We start from the raw sequence: 20,773 nt of genomic DNA, 5'->3' as shown, positions 1-20,773 counted from the left end.
ATACCTGAGGTGGATACGCGGGCCGAATCGGCCCCCCTAGGCTTCCCGGAGCATGCCAAGACCTTGAGCTTCCCGGCTCATCGGATTCACCTGGAGACCTGCCGTGGGCGTCACCCGCCGGATCATCTTCCCAGCCCTTCGCATCGTGATCTGGGCGGTGATCGCCGTCACCCTCGTCGTGATCGCCTTCAAGTCCGCCCCTCAAGCGGAGGGCGACACCGCGACCCCCTCCGCCGTGGTCACGCTCCCGCAGGTCGCCGTGACCAAGGGGCCCATCACCAACACCGTGACCCTCACGGGCCAGGTCGTCGCGGACCCGGCGAGCGCGGAGAAGGTCACGCAGCTCGGCAAGGTCACGGCGGTGCACGCCAAGGTCGGCGACGTCGTCGCGGTCGGCGCCCCGCTGCTCGAGGTCACCCTCGAGACGCCGCAGGAGCCGCTCGTCACCACGAACAAGGAGACGGGCGAGGAGACGGTGACCGAGCGCAAGCCCAAGGTCACCAGGACCACCATGAAGGCCACGACGGCCGGGACGGTCGCGACCTTCACGGCGATCAAGGACCAGGAGGTCGCGGTCGGCGACTCGTTCGCGACGATCTCCCCCGGCACGCTGTCCGTGTCCGCCTCGATGCTCCCGGAGCAGCAGTTCCGCCTCCTGACCATCCCCACCGAGGCCACCGTGACGGTCACCGGCGGACCGGCACCCTTCACGTGCACGGGCCTGCGCATGGGGACCGCCGCCGCGCCCGCTGCGGAGAACGCGGACCCGACGGGCTCGGAGCCCGGCGCGACGCCGTCCGCCTCGATCACGTGCGCGGTCCCGGACGGCGTGACGGTCTTCGCGGGCCTCGCGGCCAAGCTCGAGGTCACGGCAGGCTCGGCGCAGGACGCGCTGCTCGTGCCCATCACCGCCGTCCAGGGCGCGGTCGAGACCGGCAACGTCTGGCTCGTGGGCGACGAGGGCAGCGAGCCCGTCGAGACCGCCGTGAAGCTCGGCATCACGGACGGCGCGCAGGTGCAGATCGTCGAGGGCGTCGCGGAGGGCGACCTCGTCCTCCAGTTCGTGCCCGGCCAGGACGTCGCACCGGTCGACGAGAGCATGATGATGTACGGGGGCTCCGTCGGATGAGCCTGCTCGAGCTGCACGGCGTGACCCGTTCGGTCCGGCTCCCCGACGACCGGATCCTGGAGATCCTGCGCGGGATCGACCTCACCGTCGACGCGGGCGAGCACGTCTCGATCGTCGGCCGGTCCGGGACCGGGAAGTCCACGCTGCTCAACATCCTGGGGCTGCTCGACACGCCCACGGCGGGCGACTTCCTGCTCGACGGCGTGCCCATCGGGCGCCTCTCGGGGCGGGTGCGCGCGCGTCGACGCGGCGCGGACTTCGGCTTCGTGTTCCAGCAGTTCAACCTGCTCCAGGCACGCACGGCCCTCGAGAACGTCGCCGCTCCCCTGCTCTACGCCCAGGGCAAGCAGTTCTGGTCCCGCAAGCGTCTCGCGGCGGAGATGCTCGAGCGCGTGGGCCTGGGCGACCGCCTCGACACCATGCCCGAGAAGCTCTCGGGCGGCGAGCAGCAGCGCGTCGCGATCGCCCGCGCGCTGGTCCGCGGCCCGCGCGTCATCCTCGCCGACGAGCCCACGGGGGCCCTCGACGTCGACACGGGGGGCGAGGTCATGGACCTGCTCGACACGATCGCCCAGGAGAACGGGTCCGCCCTCATCGCCATCACGCACGACCTCGCGGTGGCCTCGCGCGCCAAGCGCCACTTCCGGCTCGCCGAGGGCGTCCTCACGCCCATCGCGATCGGCGCCCGCAGCGCGGGCTCGCTCGACGGTCTGGCCTCCGGCGTGGAGCACGTGCCCGACGGCGAGGACCACCAGGCGGAGCACGTCGCCGTCACGCTGGGCACGGTCGCGTCCGCGTCCGCCCACGGATCCGAGCCCGGCGGGGCGCCCCGTCCCCGTACCGGGGTCGACGGCCTCTTCGACGACACGGTGGTGGCCTCGTGACCGGCTTCTTCGGGGCCCTGGCGGAGGCGTGGGACGAGCTGCGGGTCCACAAGCTCCGGGTGCTGCTGGCGCTGATCGGGGTCGCCGTGGCGGTCTGTGCGATCACCACCATCACGGCGGCCGGCGACATGCTGCGCCAGGTGTCGGCCGAGGCCAACGAGCGCTGGAGCGGCCGTCCGGCGACGCTCAGCGTGTCGGCGTACCCGACGGGTCAGGAGGTCCCGGGCGTCGAGGAGTACGTCGCTGCCTACGAGGACATCACGGCCCGCTACGAGGTCGAGTACTCGTCCATGGTCATGTGGTCCGAGACGACCTTCCGGTTCCCTGGCGGCACCATGCCGACGCAGACGAACGCGGTCAGTGCCGACTGGGCCACCATGCACCGCTTCGTGGTGGACGGCGGCCGGTGGTTCACCGAGGACGACGCCGACAACCTCTCCCCCGCGCTCGTGGTCAACAAGGCGTTCCTCGACGCGCTCGGCCAGCGCATCGAGGACCATCCGACGATCACGATCGGCGGCGAGAACCCGGTCGAGGCGACGATCATCGGCTCCTATGCCGACACCTGGCCGGGCGAGCCACCGGCGGCGTACATGCTCGTCGAGTCCAAGCTGCGATGGAGCACCCCCGAGTCGCTCATGAACGGGGGCCCTCCGTCGCTCGAGCTCTGGGTCCCGACCGACACGGTCGACGCGCTCACCGACGCGGTCCGCCGCGACCTGTCCGGGGCCATCGCCGGGACGCAGGTCAACGTGTCCCGCATGGACAGCCCGGACATGAACATGATCGACGGAGCGACCAAGTGGGTCATCCTGGGTGTGAGCGCGGTCGCACTCCTCCTGGGCGGCCTCGGGCTCGTCAACATCGCGCTCGTCACGGTGCGCTACCGCATCCGGGAGATCGGCATCCGACGCAGCTTCGGGGCGTCCTCCGGTCGGGTCTTCTTCTCGGTCCTCATGGAGAGCGTCGTCGCGACCGTCGTCGCCGGGGTCGTCGGAGTCTCGCTCGCGATCGTGATCCTGCACAACGTGCCGCTCGACACGATGATGGGCTCCCCGGTCCAGGACCGACCGGGCTTCCCGGCCTCCGCCGCCGTGACCGGCATGGTCGCCGCCGTCAGCGTGGGTGCGCTGGCTGGTCTGATCCCCGCGCTCGTCGCGGTCCGGGTCAAGGTGATCGACGCCATCCGGTACTGATCCGACGCTCCCGGACCCGGCAGCGCGCCGCAGCGCCACCCTCCCGGGAGCCCGACGAACCATCGCGGGCGAGAACCGCGCGCAGTGTCGACACGAGATGTCCTAGGGGGGACACCGCATGAACCTACCGTCATCCACCCGTCCGTACGGGCTCGGTCGCGCCCGTCGAGCACCCGTGAAGGCCGCGCACGCCGTCCAGGTGCAGGTCGACCTCCAGATCGCCCACGACCCGCGGCTCGCGGCGGTCGTCGGCATGCCCCCGGACCTCGAGGCGGACTCCCGCGCGGAGAGCCACGAGCTCGTCGGGCGGGTGCTCGCCCCGCTCGCCCCGCTCGCCCCGCTCGAGAAGGTCTCCGGACGGACCTCGACCCGATGAGCGCGCCCGACGGGCCGTGTCCGGGCTCGCCGCTCCCCGTACGTCTACCCACCCCTACCGATCGAACGAAGGAACACACCATGCGTCGACCCTCGGCACGACCCACGGCGATCACGGCCCTGAGCATCACCGGGATGCTCCTCCTCACGGCCTGCGGGGGCGGCGCCGACGCACCCTCGGCGGACGAGGACAGCCCGCTGACCGCGTTCTACGAGTCCATCAGCGGCGACCTCGACTCCGAGGCGCAGCAGAAGAAGTGGGAGGAGCAGAACCGCAAGGCCGAGGAGCTGACGGCCGCCTGCATGGTCGAGCAGGGCTTCGAGTACATCCCGGTCGACCAGAGCGCCGGCATGGTCACCTTCGACGAGGAGGAGCACGACCCGGAGAAGTACGCCGCCGAGTACGGCTACGGCATGACCATCTACCAGGAGCCGACCGAGGAGCAGCAGGCGGAGATGGACTCGTACGTCGACCCCAACCAGGCGTACCTGGAGTCGATGTCGGAGACCGAGACGAACGCCTACTACGACGCCCTCTACGGTGCCATGAACACGGCAGAGCCCGACGAGAACGGTGAGATGCCCCAGTTCAGCCCCGAAGAGATGGGATGCCAGGGCATCGCACAGGACGAGGCGAGCGGTGGCGAGCAGGCGCTCTGGGAGTCCGAGGAGATGACCGCGTTCAGCGACGCCAGCACCAAGCTCTACGAGGACATCGAGAAGTCGCCGAAGCTGACCGAGGTCGCCGCGAAGTGGTCCGCCTGCATGGCGGACGCCGGGTTCGACCACGCCACCCCGCAGGCGGCCATGGACCACTTCATGGAGGCGTCGAACTCGCTGTACGACGGCGAGAGCGCCGAAGGGCCCAGCGAGGACGAGCTGACCGCGCTGCAGGAGGAGGAGAAGAGCACCGCTGTGGCGGACTACGCCTGCCAGGAGAAGGTCGACTACCAGGACGTCCACCGCACGGTCCAGTTCGAGCTCGAGAAGACGTTCATCGACGAGAACAAGGACCTGCTCGACCGCGTGGCAGCCATCTACAAGGAGCTCGAGAAGTGAAGCTCTCCCGCTCCCGCGCAGACCGCGCCGAGGGTGCACCGGCGACCGGTGCCGAGGGCGGGCCGGCCGGCGAGGCCGCCCTCGGGGCGACGCCCGGCACCGGGCTGCGGGGCCACCGCCTCATCTGGCTCGTCGCCGGGATCGCCGTGCTGAGCCTGCTGGCGGGCATCATCGTGAGCCGACTTGTCGTCTCGCCCGCCCAGGCCGCCGCCGACGCGCAGGCGCCAGCCGCCGGACTCATCACCGTCCCGGTCGAGAAGAAGGTCATCGCGAACGACGTGACGCTGCGCGGGGACGTCAAGTACGACGATGCCGTCCAGGTCAAGGTCGAGACGGCCGACCTCGGCGGACCCGCGGTCGTGACAGGACAGGTCCCGGCGCTCGGGACCGAGCTCGGGCAGACCTCGATCGCGCTGGAGGTCTCGGGGCGCCCGGTCATCGTCCTTCCCGGCGAGCTCCCTGCGTACCGGACCCTGCGGGTCGGGGTCTCGGGGCCGGACGTCGCCCAGCTCAAGGCTGCGCTCGCCGCGGTCGGGATCGACCCGGGCAAGGCCGACAGCAACGTCTACGACGCCGCGACGGCGACCGCCGTGGACAAGCTCTACGCGAACGTCGGGTACCCCTCGCCGTCGAGCGACGACGAGGCCAGGGCCGGTGTGGAGGCAGCGGCCGAGGGCGTCAAGGGCGCGGAGGAGTCTCTTGCCGCCGCCCGTGTGACGCTCTCCTCGTCGCGCGGCGGCGCGACCGACGTCGAGAAGCTCGAGGCCGACAACGCGGTGCGGGCGGCCGAGCGCGCTCTCACCGCAGCCCAGGCCGGGACCCCGCCGGACCCGGCCGCAGAGCCCGGGACTGCTCCTCAGCCGGGGGACGTCGCCGGCGCCCAGGACGCGCTCACGCTCGCGCGGGCGCAGCGTGCGGCTCTCGACAAGCCCAAGGACGTCGCGGCGGAGACAGCGGCGGTCACGGCCGCACAGCGCGCCCTCGAGGATGCCAGGAAGGCGCTCACCGAGGCCCGCTCGGAGACGCTGACCGCCCTGCCTGCGAGCGAGGTCCTGTTCCTCTCCAGCCTGCCGCGACGGGTCGACGAGGTGCTGGTCGAGCGCGGCGCGACCGTCTCGGGCCCCGTCATGGCGGTCTCCGGGGCGACGCTCGTCATCGAGGCCTCGGCCGGTTCGTCCGACGCCGAGCTCCTCGCCCCCGGGGCCAAGGCGACCTTCGTGCTGCCCGACGACTCAGAGGGGACGGCGACCGTGACCTCGGTCGAGGCCCGCAAGGCCGAGGCGGAGGGCGGGGAGTCGAAGGCCGACGCGACGAAGGGGTCTCGCTTCACGGTCTCGCTCGCACCGGACGCGCTCACGCCCGAGCAGATCACCCTCCTGCAGGGGAGCAACGTCCGCCTCACGATCCCGGTGAGCTCGACGGCCGGCGAGGTCCTCGCCGTGCCGGTCGCGGCGCTGACCGCCGGACCCGGTGGTGAGTCACGGGTCGAGGTCCTTCGCGGCGAAGCGCGTGCGAAGAGCGCGGACAAGGAGAAGGACAGGGCCACCGACCTCGTTCCGGTGACGACCGGCCTGGCCGCCGGCGGGTTCGTCGAGATCGTCTCGTCCGACGAGCCGCTCGAACCCGGTGACAAGGTGGTGGTCGGCAGGTGACCGGGGACATCGACTGGCTCGGCCTCGACGGGTCGGCCGGTCCTCCCGCGAGCGTCCTCGACGACCGGCCCGGCCCGGCCCTGGCGCCGGCCGGCGGGGATCCCGGCGCCGACACTGCAAGCCCTCATCCCGCGGTCGTCGAGCTCGTGGACGTGACGCGGAGCTTTCCCGGACCGCCCGTCGTGGATGCCCTGACCTCGGTCAGCCTGCGGATCGAGCCGGGCGACTACGTGTCGATCATCGGCCCGTCGGGCTCGGGCAAGTCCACGCTGCTGAACCTCCTGGGACTCCTGGACCGGCCCACCTCCGGGGACTACCTGCTCGACGGTGTGGCGACCGGGCGTGCGTCCGAGTCGGTGCGCTCGGCCCTGCGGGGCGGTCGGATCGGCTTCGTCTTCCAGTCCTTCCACCTGCTCCCGCACCGCACCGTGCTCGACAACGTCCTCCTCGCGACGCTGTACAGCGGTGTGCCCCGGGGGGAACGGCAGGAGCGGGCGCGCGCAGCGCTCGACCGGGTCCACCTGTCGCACCGGGTCGACTTCACACCGACCACGCTCTCGGGCGGGGAGCGCCAGCGCGTGGCGGTCGCCCGCGCGGTCGTGGCGAGCCCGCACCTGCTCCTCGCCGACGAGCCGACGGGCAACCTGGACTCGACCAACTCGGTCGAGATCATGGAGCTCTTCGACGAGCTGCACGCCGACGGGCTCACGCTCGTCGTCATCACTCACGACCCGGCGGTCTCCGCCCGGGCGCAGCGTCGGGTGCGCATCGCCGACGGCCGGCTCACGGAGCTCGACCGATGAGGGCCCTCGACGCGTTGAGGGCCCGCCTGCCCGGTCGGTCGGCACGGGGCACGGCGGCGGACGCGGCACCGGGTGCCCGTCGGGTGCCGAAGGAACGGATCCACCGTGGCCGGGCCCGCGACCGGTTCAACGCCCGTGACCTCTTCGCCGAGGCCGCGCACGGGATCGGCGCCCGTCCCGGGCGGCTGGTCCTGACGATCCTCGGCACGGTCCTGGGCATCGCGTCGGTCGTGATCACGGTGGGTCTCGCGCAGACCGCCGCGGGACAGATCAGCCGCCAGTTCGACGCCGTGGCCGCGACCCAGGTCGTCATCACGCCGGCCAAGGCCGGCACGGGTGACGACGCCCGCCCCAAGGGGCGCATCCCGTGGGACGGCGGGGACCGTGTCGCCCAGATCAACGGGGTCGTCGCCGCAGGGATCGTCGCGCCGGTCGACGTCGAGGCCCGGCGGGTGACCGCCGTACCGGTCAACGACCCGTCGGTCGCCGAGAAGGCCAGCCCCGTGGTGCTCGCGGGCTCCGACGGCCTGCTCGACGCCGTGCGGGGGCGCATCGTGGCCGGGCGCTTCTTCGACAGCGGGCACGACGCGCGCAACGACCGGGTCGTGGTGCTGGGCGAGCGGGCTGCCGAGCAGCTCGGCATCAACCGCGTCGACAGCCAGCCGTCGATCTTCATCGGCGAGGACGCGTACACCGTCATCGGGATCTTCGGCGACGTGAAGCGACGGACGGATCTTCTCGACGCGGTGGTGCTCCCCGTCGGTACCGCGCGGCAGGACTTCGCCGTGGGCGCGCCCGAGGAGGTGCAGATCCACATCGAGACGGGCGCCGGCTCGCTCGTCGCCGAGCAGGGGCCGATCGCCCTCGACCCCAACGAGCCCGAGTCCTTCAAGGCCCAGGCGCCCGTCAGCGGCTCCGCGCTCCAGGAGAACGTCCAGGCGGACATCAACGCGATCTTCCTGGCCCTGGGCGGGATCGCCCTGCTCGTGGGAGGTCTCGGGATCGCGAACGTCACCCTGCTGTCGGTGATGGAGCGTGTCGGGGAGATCGGCCTGCGCCGTGCGCTCGGCGCGACCAAGCGGGACATCGCGGGGCAGTTCGTGGTGGAGTCCGTGGTCATCGGGCTGCTCGGTGGCCTGGTCGGCGCGTCGCTGGGGGTGTTCACGGTGGTGATCGTGTCGGTCGCCCAGGAGTGGACACCCATCCTGGACATCCGCATGGCGATCGGCTCGGCCCTCCTGGGCGGTGTGATCGGCCTGCTCGCGGGGACCTATCCGGCGCTCAAGGCCGCGGCGATCGAGCCGATCGCCGCGCTGCGCGGAGGCATCTGATCTCGCGACGCGCCTTCTGACGGCCGGTCACCCGCAGGGTGGTCGGCCGTCGTCGTCCGGCAAGGAGCGGGCCGACCCGCGGCTGCGGGGCGGGCATGCTCCGGCGAGCCCCGACTGTTCAACATTGTTCGTTTCTGTTGGAATGTGTCACCATGGCTGCATGCTCGCCTCCCAGCGCCACGAGCGCATCCTCGCGGGTCTCCGCGACCACGGCGCCGTCCGGATCGCCGACCTCACCCAGGAGCTCGGCGTCTCCGACATGACGGTCCGCCGCGACCTGCTCGAGCTCGCGGACCAGGGGCTGCTCCGCAAGGTCCACGGCGGGGCGGTCTCCCCGCAGGCCACCTCGCACGAGCCCGGGTTCGAGGCCAAGAGCACGCTCGCGCTCGACGAGAAGCGCGCGATCGCGCGCACCGCCGCACGCCTCGTCTCCCCCGGGTCCTCGATCGCCCTGTCGGCCGGCACCACGACGCACCTCCTCGCCGTGGAGATCGCCGCGGACACCGCCCTGCGCCCTCTGACGGTCGTGACGAACTCGCTCCCGGTCGCCGAGGCCCTGCACCGCGCAGGCGACCCCCGGCTCGAGACCGTCCTCACCGGAGGCTCCCGGACGCCGTCGGACGCCCTGGTCGGGCCGCTCACCGAGGCCGCGCTCGCGAGCCTGCGCGTCGACCAGACCTTCCTGGGCGCGCACGGCGTGAGCGTCGAGGCCGGGCTGACGACGCCCAACCTGGACGAGGCCGCGACGAACCGCTCGCTCGTCGCGATCGCCGGCCGGACCGTCGTCCTGGCCGACCACTCCAAGTGGAGCACCACGGGCCTGAGCGTCTTCGCCCGGCTCGACCAGGTCGACGTCCTCGTGACCGACGACGCCCTCCCGGCGGCAGACCAGGAGGCGGTGCGCGACGTCGTCGAGCAGCTCGTGGTCGCCACGCGCGACGGCGCGCCCCAGCCCGCACCGAACCCACCCACCCCCGCACCCCAGGACGGTCGTACCCCCCGATGAACCAGAACCTGCGCCGCACCCCGACCCGTCTGGCCGACGGCCGCGAGCTCGTCTACTTCGACGACTCGCCCGCGTACGTCGCGGGGGACCTCACGCGCCGGCTCGACGACCCGCGCCCGCTGGGCGACCGGTTCGCCCCCGTGACCGGCCCCGACGGCCACGAGCACCCCTACACGGGTCCCGAGATGCGCCTCGACCCGCTCTCGGGCGACTGGATCCCGATGGCCGCGCACCGCATGAACCGCACGTTCCTGCCCGCGGCGGACTCGTGCCCGCTGTGCCCGGCACGCCCCGGCGCCGCCTACTCCGACGGTGAGGTCCCGGACACCGACTACGACGTCGTGGTCTTCGAGAACCGCTTCCCGTCGCTGCAATTCGTGCCCGGCGTCAGTGACGGCACGGGCGCGGCGGACGGCTCCTTCGGTGGCGAGGGCACGCTCGAGACCCGCGCGCCGGCGTCGGGCCGCTGCGAGGTCATCGTCTTCTCGAGCGACCACTCCTCGTCGTTCGGCGCGCTGCCCGCGCAGCGCGTGCGCACCATCGTCGACGCGTGGGCCGACCGCACCGAGGCCCTCGGCCGCGAGCCGGGCGTCGAGCAGGTCTTCTGCTTCGAGAACAGGGGCCAGGAGATCGGCGTCACGCTCCACCACCCGCACGGCCAGATCTACGGCTACCCGTACCTCACGCCCAGGACGCGCGCGATGCTCGCGCAGGCACGCGCCCACCACGAGCGCACGGGCGGCAACCTGCTGCGCGACGTCCTCGACGCCGAGCTCGCCGACGGCCGCCGCATCGTCCTGGAGACCGAGCACTGGGTCGCGTACGTGCCCTTCGCGGCCCGCTGGCCCGTCGAGGTGCACCTCGCACCGCGCCGCGACGTCCCCGACCTGCCCGCGCTCACCGACGCCGAGCGCGACGACCTCGCGGTCACCTACCTAGAGCTCCTGCGTCGCCTCGACCTGTTCTTCGAAGGACCCGACGGCGCACCCGTCCCCCTGCCCTACATCGCGGCCTGGCACCAGGCCCCGGTGCGCGAGGGGCGCGACCTGTCACGCCTGCACCTGCAGGTCTTCTCGGTCCTGCGCGCACCGGGCAAGCTCAAGTACCTCGCGGGCTCGGAGTCCGGCATGGGTGCCTGGGTCAGCGACACCACGCCCGAGCGGATCGCCGCGCGCCTGCAGGCCCTCGCCCCGGTCCCTGCCACGCAGTGGGTCGACTCCTGGCCCGACGACGTCGGCGCGGACCGCGTCCGGCAGGCCTTCGCGGCGGCGTTCCCGGCCGAGAGCACGGCAGACGTCCGCGTCTACGCAGCCCCTGGCCGCGTCAACATCATCGGCGAGCACACCGACTACAACGCCGGGCTGTGCCTGCCCATCGCGCTCCCCCACCGCACGTACGTCGCGCTGCGCCCCCGGACCGACTCGGTCGTGCGCCTGGCCTCGGCCCAGGAGCCGGGCGCTGCCTGGACCGGGCGGCTCGAGGACGTCGCACCGGGGACCGTGACGGGCTGGGCCGCGTACGTGGCCGGGGTCGCCTGGGCGCTCGGGCAGTACCTCGAGGCGACGGGCGGGTCGGCCGCCACGATCCGCGGCTTCGACGCCGTGGTCGACTCGTGCGTGCCCTACGGTGCGGGCCTGTCGTCGTCGGCCGCGCTCGAGTGCTCGGTCGCGGTCGGTCTCGACGACGTCGCGGGCCTGGGGCTCGCGTCCACCGACGCCGGTCGCGCGACCCTCGCTGCCGCCGCGGTCCGCGCCGAGAACGAGGTCGCGGGTGCTCCGACGGGCGGCATGGACCAGTCGGCGTCCTTGCGCTGCGCCCCGGGTCACGCACTGCTGCTCGACTGCCGCCCGGGGCTCGCCGCGGCCGACGCCGTCGAGCAGGTCCCGTTCGACCTCGCGGCCGAGGGGCTCGCACTCCTCGTGATCGACACCCGGGCCGAGCACGCGCTGGTCGACGGCCAGTACGCGCAGCGCCGGGCGACGTGCGAGGCGGCCGCCGCGACCCTGGGCCTCGCGAACCTGCGCGAGCTCGCGGACTCGGTCGCCGGTGCGGCGGCAGCCCCGAGCGACCCCGTGGCCCACGAGGCCGTGTTCGCCGAGGCTCTCGGCGAGGCGCTCGACCGCCTGCCCGACGACGTCACCCGCCGCCGCGTCCGGCACGTGGTGACCGAGATCGCCCGGACCCAGGACCTGGTGTCGCTGCTGCGCGCGGGGCGGGCCTCCGCCGTCGGGCCGCTGCTCGACGCGTCCCACGCGTCTCTGCGCGACGACTACGAGGTCTCCGCGACCGAGCTCGACGTGGCGGTCGAGGCCGCGCGCGAGGCCGGCGCCCTGGGAGCCCGCATGACGGGCGGCGGGTTCGGGGGGTCGGCCATCGCGCTCGTCCCGGCCGACCGTTCCGGCGCCGTCGCCGACGCCGTGGCCGCGGCCTTCGCCCGCGCCGGCCTCGCGGCCCCCGGGTTCCTGCTGGCCGTGCCGTCAGCCCCGGCCGGCGCCTGCTGACGCACCGCTGCCCACGAGGGTGCGCGGCGAGGCCTCCTCGCCGCGCGCCCCGTCCGGCCCGACCCCGCGGCCGCGGTGCGTCCCTCCGCCCGGGAACCACCAGTTCCAGCGCCCCAGGAGCGACATCGAGGCGGGGAGGAGCAGCCCGCGGACGATCGTGACGTCGAGCAGGACCGCGACGGCCATCCCCACCCCGATCTCCTTCATGGCCACGAGGTCGCCCAGCGCGAAGCCCGCGAACACGATCCCGATCGACACGGCCGCGACCGTGATCACGGGGCCCGACGCCACGACCCCCGCGAGCACCGCGCGGTCGTTCGCGCGGCGGTCGTCCCCCGTCCGACGGCGCCACTCCTCCGCGATGCGCGCGAGGAGGAACACCTCGTAGTCCATCGACAGGCCGAAGAGGAAGACGAACAGGAGCGCGGGGCTCGTCGCGTCGATCGTGCCCGTGGGCTCGAAGCCCAGGAGGCGCGCCCCCCAGCCCCACTGGAAGACCGCGACCAGCACGCCCAAGGACGCGGTCAGGGCGAGCAGGTTCAGGACCAGCGCCTTGAGCGGGACCACGACCGACCGGGTGAGCCAGCCCAGCAGGAGCATCGCGGGGAGCACGACCGCGGCGAAGGCCCACGGGAGCCGGTCCCGCGACTGCTGCGTCGCGTCGACCAGCTCGGCCGCAGGGCCCGCGACCTGCACCGAGAACGGGACGTCGAGCGCCCGCACGTCACGGACCACGGCCTGCGCCGCCTCGCCCGTCGCGGTGCCCTCCGGGGTGACCTCGGCGACCGTCACGTCGGCCGGGAAGTCGGTGAGGTGCTCGACGTCCTCGACACCGGGCAGCGCGTAAACCGTGTCGAGGAACGCCTGGACCTCGGGGTCCTCGACGGGCGCCCCCAGCACGAGCTCGACCGGCTGGACGCCCAGGATCTCGAAGTCCCGCTCGATCCTCTCCTGCACGACGCGCTCCTGCGTCCCCGACGGAAGGGACCGCGCGTCCGACGCGCCCAGCGCGAGCGACGCCAGCGGCGCGCTCAGGAGCAGGAGGACCGCGGTCGACCCGAGCGTCACCGCCACCGGTCGACGTTGGGCGAACGCAGCGGACCGTGCGAGCAGGCCAGAGCCGCGCCCCGTCCGGCGGCGGGCCCAGGTCCGGGTCCGCGGCGCCGGGATCGACGCGTGCAGCACGCCGACCAGGGCCGGCACGAGCGTGAGCCCGGCGAGCGTCGTGAGCGCGACCACGAGCAGGCCACCCAGGGCCATGCTCGCGAGCAGAGGGTCCGCCAGGACGAGCAGCCCGCCGAGCGCCGACGCGACCGCGAGCCCCGAGACGAGGACCGCCCTGCCCGCGGTCGACACGGTCAGGGCCAGCAGCTCCTCGAGAGGAGCCTCGGGCGCCGCCCCGCGCTCCTCCCGGAACCGCACGATCACCAGGAGGCTGTAGTCGACGGCCAGCCCGAGCCCCAGGAGCGTCACGACGTTGACCGCGAACTCGCTCACGGGCACCGCACCGGCGAGCGCGCTCAGCCCGAGGAGGGACGCCGCGATCGACGCGAGCGCGGCGACGATCGGCAGCAGACCGGCCCGCAGGCCTCCCAGCACGAGCACCAGGACGACGCACAGCACCACGAGGGCGACCGACTCCCCCACCACGGCGTCGGCCGTCGCGACGTCGGCGAACGTCCGCTCGGCCATGAGCTCCCCGCCCACCACGACCTCGGGGGCGTCGAGGGTCCGGAGGGTCGCCGCGACACGGTCCCCGACCTCGAGCGCCTGCTCGTCCGTGAGGTCGTGGTCCAGCTCGACCACGACGAGCGAGCTGAACCCGTCGTCCGCGACGAGGCCGCCCGACGTGAAGGCGTCCGAGACCTCCAGGACCCCGGGGATCGCGCGCACCTCCGGCATGACGCGGTACGCGCTCTCGACGAGCGACGGCGTGAAGAAGTCGACCCCGCCGACGACGGCCGTGAGGGTCTCCCCCTGCGGGTCGAGCTCGTCGAGCAGAGCCTGCGCCTGCGCGGCGGGCGCACCGGGCGGCAGGCTGTCGACCGTGGTCGTGCGGTCGAAGACCCCGCCGCCGATCACCGCGCCCAGCAGGGCGAGCAGGCCCCAGAAGGTCAGGACGGCGACGCGGTACCGGGCCGTGACCCGTCCCAGGTGCGCGAGCATGGGTCGACTACCTCTCGACGACACGGTGGGACGTCGTCGTCGACGCCCCGGCAGATGGTGACAGACGCCGCAGCGCCCCGGCAAACGAGGCCGCGACCGAGCCGAGCGGCGTGCTGCGGTGGTGGGTGCATGACTCGGCTGCGACACGCCGGGCGTGTCGCAGCCGAGTCATGCCCTCAGCGAGGGGATGTCACGTCAGCCGCAGCTCGACGCGTCGTAGGCCGTCTCGACCACGACCTCCTTGTCCCCTGCGCTCGCCGTCACCGTCGCGGTCCCGGCCTCGATCGAGGTCGAGCGTGTCGCGAACGTCTGCTGGGCGGACCTGCCCGGCAGGACACCGGTCATGGTCTTCTTGCCGAACGGCGTGCTGATCACGACGTCGACCGGCACCGTGTCGTCGTTGACGGCACGCACGGTGAGCGTGACCTTGCCGGCCGCGCACTTCGGCTGGGCGGTCACCGAGACCGCGAGCTCGGGCTCGGGCTCGGCCGCCAGGTCCTTGACGCGGATGTTGCGGTAGGAGACCGTCTCACCGTTGCCGTGGTTCTGGATGCCGATGAACCCGCTCGACAGGTCGCGCGCCGGGTCGGTGCTCGTGAAGTCGTTGACGAGCACGTCGTTGAGGTAGATCCGGATACGGTCCCCCTCGACACGGATGTCGTACGCGTTCCACTGCCCGACGGGCTTGAGGGCCGCGGTCACGGCCGCCGCGTCAGCACCCTGGAAGGTGTAGATCGCGCCCGTGGTGCGGTCCGCGGCGTCGCTCGCGTCGATCTGGATCTCGTACCCCTTGTTGACCGCGACCCAGGGGTCGGTGCCGGGGTTCGGGAAGCCGACGAACACGCCGCCGTTGTCGTCCTTGACGAGCTTCCAGTCGAGCTTGAGCGAGTACTTCTCGAGCTCCTCGGCCGTGTACCAGAGCAGCCCCATGCCGCCGTTGGTGCGGATCGAGCAGTCGTCCTGACGACCGAACGTGCCGGCGCCGGCGAGGCTCCAGTCCGCGAGGCTCGCGAGGGTGCCGTCGAAGATGCCGCGGTACCCTTCCTCGACCTCCGCCGGGGAGCAGATGTCGGGGTTCTGCCCGATCGACAGCACGTCGAGGTTCACGTTGCCCTGGTCGCCCTGGTCGTACTTGAGGGTGATCGTGTTGCTGCCCGCCACCAGTGCGACGTCACGTGAGACCGTGTCCCACTTCTTCCAGTCGCCGGTCGTGGGCAGCGTCCACGGACCGACCTTCTGGCCGTTGACGTAGAGCGAGACGTTCTTGGCGCGCAGCTCGGTGTAGGGGTGGATGCCGTTGGCGTAGCGCAGGTTGAGCGGGTAGGTGCCCGCCTCGGGAACCGTCACCGCGAACGTGCGGCCCGAGCCGACGTTCTGCATCCCGGCGGCGAAGCCCGTGCCGGAGTAGTTGCTGTGGTCCGAGCCGAGGCTCGAGCTGCCGAGCGGCTGCGCCTCCTCGGCCTCGTACCAGCCGCGCTCGGCAGGGGCGACGTAGCCCGGCAGCGAGTTGAGCGTGTACCAGGCCTCGGTGCTCAGGAGCTCGGCGCCCACGTCCGAGGCGAACGGGCGCGGCGAGCGCAGGTGCACGACGTGGCCGGGCTTGAGGCCGTCGACCTTCAGCGTGACCGTGGTGCGGTCCTCGGACACGGTGGCGTCCGTGACGAACAGCGGCTGCTCGTCGACCTTGGGGCCGCCGTACTGCTGGGTCGGCACGTAGCGCCACTGCGTCAGGCGGTAGGCGTCGGCCAGCTTCGCGACGACGGCGTCGGACACCGGGTCGGTGTACTCGATCTCGAAGCCGCCCTCGACGACGCGCATCTCCTTCATGTCGAACGAGTCCTCGTTCACCGTGGCGAGCTTCTGCAGGCCGAACCGCAGCTTGCCGGACTCGCCCCAGTTGCCGCCCTCACCCGTACCGCCGACGTACAGCGCGCCGTCGGGACCGGTGATGACGCGGTTGGCGCCGACCTCTAGGCCCGCGGTGTGACGGAAGACCGCCCCCTGGAACTCGCCGTCGACCTTCTCGAGGAACGCGCGCTGGAGACCGCCGTACGTGACGTCACCGAGGAGCATCTGGCCGGCGAACTCGCCGTCCTTCACGAGGATCGGGTTGCCCGGCGAGTTGGCGATCTCGTTCTGCGGCAGCCACAGCGCGGGCTGGGACACGGGGTTCGCGTCGAACGGCCCGGACGGGGTCGTGAAGTGGTTGAAGAACTTGTCCTGCTCGATGTGGACGAGCTTGTTCGCGGGCAGCCACGCGCCCTGGTTGTCGGTCCCGAAGATCTCGCCCTCGGGGCCGAAACCGATGCCGTTCGGGGTGCGCAGACCGCCCGCGACGTAGGTGACCTCGCCCGTCGCACGGTCGATCTTGATCGACGTGCCGCGGTTGGCGGCCGGCTGCGGGGTGGTCGTCGCGCCGCCGTTGTCGATCGCGACCGAGAGGTTGACGTAGAAGTAGTTCTCATCGTGGATCAGGCCGAACGCGAACTCGTGGAAGTTGCCACCGTCGGGCCACCCGGCGATCTTGGTGTGCGTGTCGTAGAAGCCGTCGCCGTCCGGGTCGGTGAGCTGCGTGAGCTGGTACCGCTCGGAGACGAAGATCGAGTCCTCGATGACCTCGATGCCCATCGGGTTGAGCAGCTTGTCCGCGACCTTCGTGACGGTGACGTCCTCGGGGCCGGTCGCGTCGATCACGCCGTCCAGGAGGTACACCTCGCCGGACGTCGGGTTCGGCCGCCAGCCGCCCGAGCTCACGTCACCCGTGGTCACGACGGCCAGCTTCTCGTCCGGGGTGAACGCGAGGCCCGAGACCTTGGGCTCGAAGCCCGCGGGACGCAGGTCGACGAGCTCGTAGTTCGGGTTGACCGTGTCGAGGCGCAGGCCGTCGCCCGAGGTGTCCGTGGCCCCCTCGCAGTACTTGTTGCCGGGCGCGGTGACGCGCACGACGTTCGCCTCGGTGCTCAGTGCCGAGGTCGGGACGACCTGGAACGTCGAGGCCCCGGGGGTCTTCCACGCGAGCGTCAGGCGCTGCTTGTCGGTGCCCTCGTAGTACTCGACCCGCAGGTCGTGCGCCCCCGCGGTGAGGGTGATCGCCCCTTCGACCGACGTCGAGTCGTTCGGGCCGTCGTTCTCGAGGAGGAGCTGGTCGTCGACGTAGACGAGCGCGCCGTCGTCGTTCGTCACGCGGAACGTGTACTCGCCCTCGGTGGGGACCGTGAGCGTCGCGAGCGCGTGCGTGATGAAGCGGTCCGACGCACCGAACTGCTCGGGCGTGCTCCAGTCGATCGTCGGCATGAGCTTGTCGACGTTGGGGGTCGTCCCCGACTTGAGGGTGCACACGGACCCGGGGTCCTGTGCGAGCTGGAAGGTACGGAGCGTGACGCCGGGCTCCATCTCGGTGTCGGCCGCCTGGGCGGACGGGAGCGTTCCGGCGAAGGCGAGCGGGACGAGCAGCGAGGCTCCGAGCAGGCCTGAGAGGCCTCGTCGATGGCGCATTGAGGTTCGCACGAGTGTTCTTCCTCCTTGAAGACAGGTCGGCAGTGACCACGTCGGAGCCTAAGGAGGCTTTTGACTGCTGTCAACCAAAAGTCGCATGTTGGTCAACAGATTCTGCGACCACCCCGGGTGCGCGGGACGCCGCGAGGTCGGGCTCCTCGTCACCGAAGCCCACGCTCAGCGCGGGTCGCGGCTCGCGTCGTGGTGGATCGCGACGAAGACCGACCACGGCTCGCCACCCGCCGCCGGTTCGCGCTGCCGGAAGTCCTCGAGGACCTCGTTGAGGCGCCGCGACAGCTCTTCGCGCCCCGCGGCGTCGAGCCGCAGGCCGAGCCTGCCCATGTCGACCGTCGCAGGATCGGCCGCGGCCAGCTCGTCCAGGAACGCGTCGAGCAGCACCCGGTGACCCCCGGGCCCCAGGTCCGCGGTCCAGGACTTGCCCGTCGCCAGGTACGGCACCTCCCGCGCCCCCCGCGCTCCGGTGCGCTCGGGCTGCGCCGTCAGGAACCCGCGCGCCACGAGCGTCCGGACGTGGTGGAGCGTCGTCGCCGGGTTCTTGCCGAGCGCCTGGGCGATCTCCTTGTTGGTGCGCGCCTCGTCGAGGCAGATGCGCAGGATGCGCACCCGGAGGCTCGACGCGAGGGCACGTGCGTCGGCGTCCCGCTCGGCGTCCGAACCGCCGGTCGTGGGCAGCTCTGCGGTCGGCGCGTGGACGCCGGAACCGCGGGACGGGGGCGGTGCCGGCGAGGCCGTGCGATCGGGGGTCACCCCCACAGGCTAACCGATTGACATTCCTCAATCACTTACCGCAGGCTGACCCCATGACGTCCGACGAGCCTTTCGTGACCACCGGCTCTCCCTCGCGCAGCCTGGTCCACCACCGCGACTTCCGGCGCCTGTGGGGCGGTGACGCACTCGGCCAGCTCGGCGCACAGCTCACCGGCTTCGTCCTGCCGATCTTCGCCGTGTCCCACCTGCACGCGACCGAGTGGCAGATGGGCGCGCTCAACGCCGCCGAGACCGCAGCGTTCCTCCTGCTCAGCCTGCCCGCAGGGGCCTGGGTCGACCGCATGCGCAAGCGCCGGGTCCTCGTCGCCGCAGACCTCGCCCGCGCAGCGATCCTGTCGGTCGTGGTCGTCGCCGCCCTGACCGGCCACGCGAGCATGGGCCTGCTCATCGGTGCGGCAGTCGTCATCAGCACGTTCAGCCTCTTCTTCGACGTCGCGCACCAGAGCTACGTCCCCGGGCTCGTCGGGCTCGACCACGTCGTCGAAGGGAACTCCAAGCTCCAGGCGACCCAGTCCGTCGCGATGATCGCCGGGCCGGCGATCGGCGGCGTCGCGCTGCGGGTCCTGTCCGCACCGCTCGTCATGGTCGCGACCGTCGGTACCTACCTCGCGAGCGCGCTCGCCGTCTCGCGGATCCGCCACCACGAGGACCTCCCCGACCCGGCAGCCCGACGCCCCCTGCGCACCGAGATCGCAGAGGGGCTGCGGTTCGTCGCGAGCGAGCCCCTGCTCCGCCGCATCCTCGCGTGCACGTCGCTCAGCAACCTGGGCGGCGCGATCGGCAACGCGGTCGTGGTGATCTTCGCGCTGCGCACGCTCGACGTCGGGACGGCGACCTACGGCGTCGTGCTCTCGGCGAGCGCCGCCGGCGGGCTGCTCGGCGCCGTCCTGGCCGACCGGGCGGCGCGCTGGGTCGGCGCCGCGCGCATCATCCCGGTCTCGGCGGTCTTCTCGGGCATCGCCTACGCGATCACGCCCGCGGCGGCCTGGGTCGCGACCACGGGCGCCGCGGACGCTCTCGTGCCGGCAGTGCTCGTCGCCGGGGGCTTCGTGTTCAACCTCGCGGTCGTCGTCTACAACGTCGCGCAGGTGAGCTTCCGCCAACGGCTGTGCCCGCCCGCGCTGCTGGGGCGTATGAACGCCTCGGCCCGGTTCCTCGTGTGGGGCCCCATCCCGCTCGGCGGCCTGCTCGGCGGGTGGATCGGGACCGTGTGGGGCGTCGCACCCGCGCTGTGGGTCGGGGCGCTCGTCATGTCGCTCGGGGCGCTGCCCGTGCTGCTGTCACCGCTGTCCCGCATGACCGGGCTGCCCGTCCCGGCCCACGACTGATGCACGCCGCCCGCCGCTCGCTGCACGGCGCTCGGCGCCCGCCGCTCGCACCTCGGCACCCGCCGCTCGCACCTCGGCGCCGCGCACGAGGCGCGGCCGCCGGGCCGGACCGGGCCGTCCGGCCTGGCGACCGGCGACCGGCGACCGAGGCGTCCCAGGCCGACCCGTCAGAGGTCGTACGTCGCGACCAGCGCGGCGTGGTCGCTCCAGCGGCTCTCGTAGTCGTCGGCGCGGTCGACCTCGACCTTGACGGCACGCTCGGCGAGCGCGGGCGTCGCGAGCTGGTAGTCGATGCGCCACCCTGCGTCGTTGACGAACGCCTGCCCGCGCCACGACCACCAGGTGAACGGTCCGGGCCCCTCGCCGCCGTGCTTGCGTCCGAGGTCCACCCAGCCGAGCTCGTCGATCCAGGTGTCCAGGTAGGCGCGCTCCTCGGGGAGGAAGCCGGCCGACTTCTGGTTGCCCTTCCAGTTCTTGATGTCGACGTTCTTGTGCGCGATGTTCACGTCGCCCGCGACGACCGCGAGCCCGCCCGCGGTCGAGAGCTCGCGCAGGCGCTCGGTGACCTTCTCGAGGTAGGCGTACTTCTCGTCCATCTTGGGCGTGCCCGCGGTGCCCGAGTGGATGTACGTCGAGACCACCGTCAGCTTCTCGCCCGACGGCAGCTCGAGGTCGGCCTCGACCCAGCGGCCCGTGTCGACGGGCGGCTCCGGCTCCCCCTTGCCCAGCCCGACCCGCACGGCCGTCACGGGCAGCCGTGACGCGACCGCGACGCCCGCTCGCCCCTTGATGTCGCACGCCTGGTGCGCGATGTGCCAGCCCTCGCCGACGAGCTCGTTCAGGATCTCGTCGGGCGCGCGCACCTCCTGCAGGAGCATGACGTCCGGGGTGCGCGACGCGACCCAGGCGTCCATCCCCCGGCGGTAGGCGGCGCGGATACCGTTGACATTTGCTGTGGCGATCGTGAGCACCTCGACATCAAACCCCACGCCACCCACACGGGCGAAAACCGCACGGCGAGACGCTGGTCACGGCTGCGCCGGTCGCCCGTACGTCGCG

15 protein-coding genes and 1 pseudogene are annotated in these 20,773 nt (G+C 72.4%); 12 read left to right on the top strand and 4 right to left on the bottom strand.

Features of this window, described 5'->3' with window-relative positions:
* Positions 1–103: 103 nt before the first annotated feature.
* The 11 genes and pseudogenes from ACFVQ3_RS11090 to galK all read left to right on the top strand — a co-directional run bounded on the left by ACFVQ3_RS11090 (position 104) and on the right by galK (position 11,936).
* A complete protein-coding gene (locus ACFVQ3_RS11090; protein WP_387638701.1) occupies positions 104–1,129 on the top strand; it encodes a secretion protein HlyD in 1,026 nt (341 codons plus the stop codon).
* On the top strand, positions 1,126–2,013 hold the full coding sequence (locus tag ACFVQ3_RS11085; RefSeq protein WP_387638699.1) for an ABC transporter ATP-binding protein: 888 nt from the start codon (positions 1,126–1,128) through the stop codon (positions 2,011–2,013). Before ACFVQ3_RS11090 ends, ACFVQ3_RS11085 begins: the two co-directional genes overlap by 4 nt.
* Positions 2,010–3,209: an ABC transporter permease gene (locus ACFVQ3_RS11080; RefSeq protein ID WP_387638696.1), complete on the top strand. Its 1,200-nt coding sequence runs from the start codon at positions 2,010–2,012 to the stop codon at positions 3,207–3,209. Before ACFVQ3_RS11085 ends, ACFVQ3_RS11080 begins: the two co-directional genes overlap by 4 nt.
* A 118-nt stretch (positions 3,210–3,327) precedes the next feature.
* Positions 3,328–3,585, top strand: coding sequence for a hypothetical protein (locus tag ACFVQ3_RS11075; RefSeq protein ID WP_387638693.1), 258 nt, complete (start codon positions 3,328–3,330; stop codon positions 3,583–3,585).
* 80 nt (positions 3,586–3,665) lie between these two features.
* Positions 3,666–4,643, top strand: a complete 978-nt coding sequence (locus tag ACFVQ3_RS11070) for a hypothetical protein (RefSeq protein ID WP_387638691.1) — start codon at positions 3,666–3,668, stop codon at positions 4,641–4,643.
* Complete coding sequence (locus ACFVQ3_RS11065; protein ID WP_387638688.1) at positions 4,640–6,295, top strand: hypothetical protein; 1,656 nt, start codon at positions 4,640–4,642, stop codon at positions 6,293–6,295. The genes ACFVQ3_RS11070 and ACFVQ3_RS11065 overlap by 4 nt, the downstream gene beginning before the upstream one ends.
* Positions 6,296–6,375: 80 nt before the next feature.
* Positions 6,376–7,098: an ABC transporter ATP-binding protein gene (locus tag ACFVQ3_RS11060; protein WP_387638810.1), complete on the top strand. Its 723-nt coding sequence runs from the start codon at positions 6,376–6,378 to the stop codon at positions 7,096–7,098.
* An 83-nt stretch (positions 7,099–7,181) separates the two neighbouring features.
* Entirely contained in the window at positions 7,182–8,429 is a 1,248-nt protein-coding gene (locus tag ACFVQ3_RS11055; protein ID WP_387638686.1) for an ABC transporter permease, read from the top strand.
* A gap of 160 nt (positions 8,430–8,589) precedes the next feature.
* On the top strand, positions 8,590–9,435 hold the full coding sequence (locus ACFVQ3_RS11050) for a DeoR/GlpR family DNA-binding transcription regulator (RefSeq protein WP_387638683.1): 846 nt from the start codon (positions 8,590–8,592) through the stop codon (positions 9,433–9,435).
* Positions 9,432–10,625, top strand: a pseudogene (galT, locus tag ACFVQ3_RS11045) (galactose-1-phosphate uridylyltransferase); the annotation flags it as partial. The gene ACFVQ3_RS11050 and the pseudogene galT, both read left to right, overlap by 4 nt.
* Complete coding sequence (gene galK, locus ACFVQ3_RS11040; protein ID WP_387638807.1) at positions 10,599–11,936, top strand: galactokinase; 1,338 nt, start codon at positions 10,599–10,601, stop codon at positions 11,934–11,936. The pseudogene galT and the gene galK, both read left to right, overlap by 27 nt.
* Here galK and ACFVQ3_RS11035 read toward each other — a convergent pair.
* The 3 genes from ACFVQ3_RS11035 to ACFVQ3_RS11025 form a co-directional block, all read right to left on the bottom strand.
* A complete protein-coding gene (locus ACFVQ3_RS11035; RefSeq protein WP_387638681.1) occupies positions 11,913–14,102 on the bottom strand; it encodes an MMPL family transporter in 2,190 nt (729 codons plus the stop codon). The two genes, galK and ACFVQ3_RS11035, sit on opposite strands and share 24 nt — an antisense overlap.
* 195 nt (positions 14,103–14,297) lie before the next feature.
* A complete protein-coding gene (locus ACFVQ3_RS11030) occupies positions 14,298–17,597 on the bottom strand; it encodes a family 16 glycoside hydrolase (RefSeq protein ID WP_387638678.1) in 3,300 nt (1,099 codons plus the stop codon).
* Between the two features lie 177 nt (positions 17,598–17,774).
* Positions 17,775–18,365, bottom strand: coding sequence for an ArsR/SmtB family transcription factor (locus ACFVQ3_RS11025; RefSeq protein ID WP_387638676.1), 591 nt, complete (start codon positions 18,363–18,365; stop codon positions 17,775–17,777).
* 53 nt (positions 18,366–18,418) lie between these two features.
* Between ACFVQ3_RS11025 and ACFVQ3_RS11020 the strand changes: the two genes are divergently transcribed.
* Positions 18,419–19,714 carry an MFS transporter gene (locus ACFVQ3_RS11020; RefSeq protein ID WP_387638673.1) on the top strand — a complete coding sequence of 432 codons (1,296 nt, stop codon included), beginning with the start codon at positions 18,419–18,421 and terminating at the stop codon, positions 19,712–19,714.
* A 167-nt stretch (positions 19,715–19,881) separates the two neighbouring features.
* Here ACFVQ3_RS11020 and ACFVQ3_RS11015 read toward each other — a convergent pair whose 3' ends face one another.
* Positions 19,882–20,685 (bottom strand): exodeoxyribonuclease III, encoded by an 804-nt coding sequence (locus ACFVQ3_RS11015; protein ID WP_387638670.1) that lies wholly within the window; start codon positions 20,683–20,685, stop codon positions 19,882–19,884.
* Positions 20,686–20,773: the final 88 nt, after the last annotated feature.

Origin of the sequence: Oerskovia sp. NPDC057915 (genome assembly GCF_042887685.1) — a bacterium.
In the GTDB taxonomy this organism is placed as follows: domain Bacteria; phylum Actinomycetota; class Actinomycetes; order Actinomycetales; family Cellulomonadaceae; genus Oerskovia.
The sequence above is the reverse complement of the archived record's forward strand: the minus strand, read 5'-3'. Positions and strand labels throughout refer to the sequence as shown.

Coding starts and splice junctions, on each gene's coding strand:
- ACFVQ3_RS11020 (WP_387638673.1), top strand. CDS start 18,419: ATGACGTCCGACGAGCCTTTCGTGACCACCGGCTCTCCCTCGCGCAGC.
- ACFVQ3_RS11035 (WP_387638681.1), bottom strand. CDS start 14,102: ATGCTCGCGCACCTGGGACGGGTCACGGCCCGGTACCGCGTCGCCGTC.
- ACFVQ3_RS11030 (WP_387638678.1), bottom strand. CDS start 17,597: ATGCGCCATCGACGAGGCCTCTCAGGCCTGCTCGGAGCCTCGCTGCTC.
- ACFVQ3_RS11085 (WP_387638699.1), top strand. CDS start 1,126: ATGAGCCTGCTCGAGCTGCACGGCGTGACCCGTTCGGTCCGGCTCCCC.
- ACFVQ3_RS11050 (WP_387638683.1), top strand. CDS start 8,590: ATGCTCGCCTCCCAGCGCCACGAGCGCATCCTCGCGGGTCTCCGCGAC.
- ACFVQ3_RS11075 (WP_387638693.1), top strand. CDS start 3,328: ATGAACCTACCGTCATCCACCCGTCCGTACGGGCTCGGTCGCGCCCGT.
- ACFVQ3_RS11070 (WP_387638691.1), top strand. CDS start 3,666: ATGCGTCGACCCTCGGCACGACCCACGGCGATCACGGCCCTGAGCATC.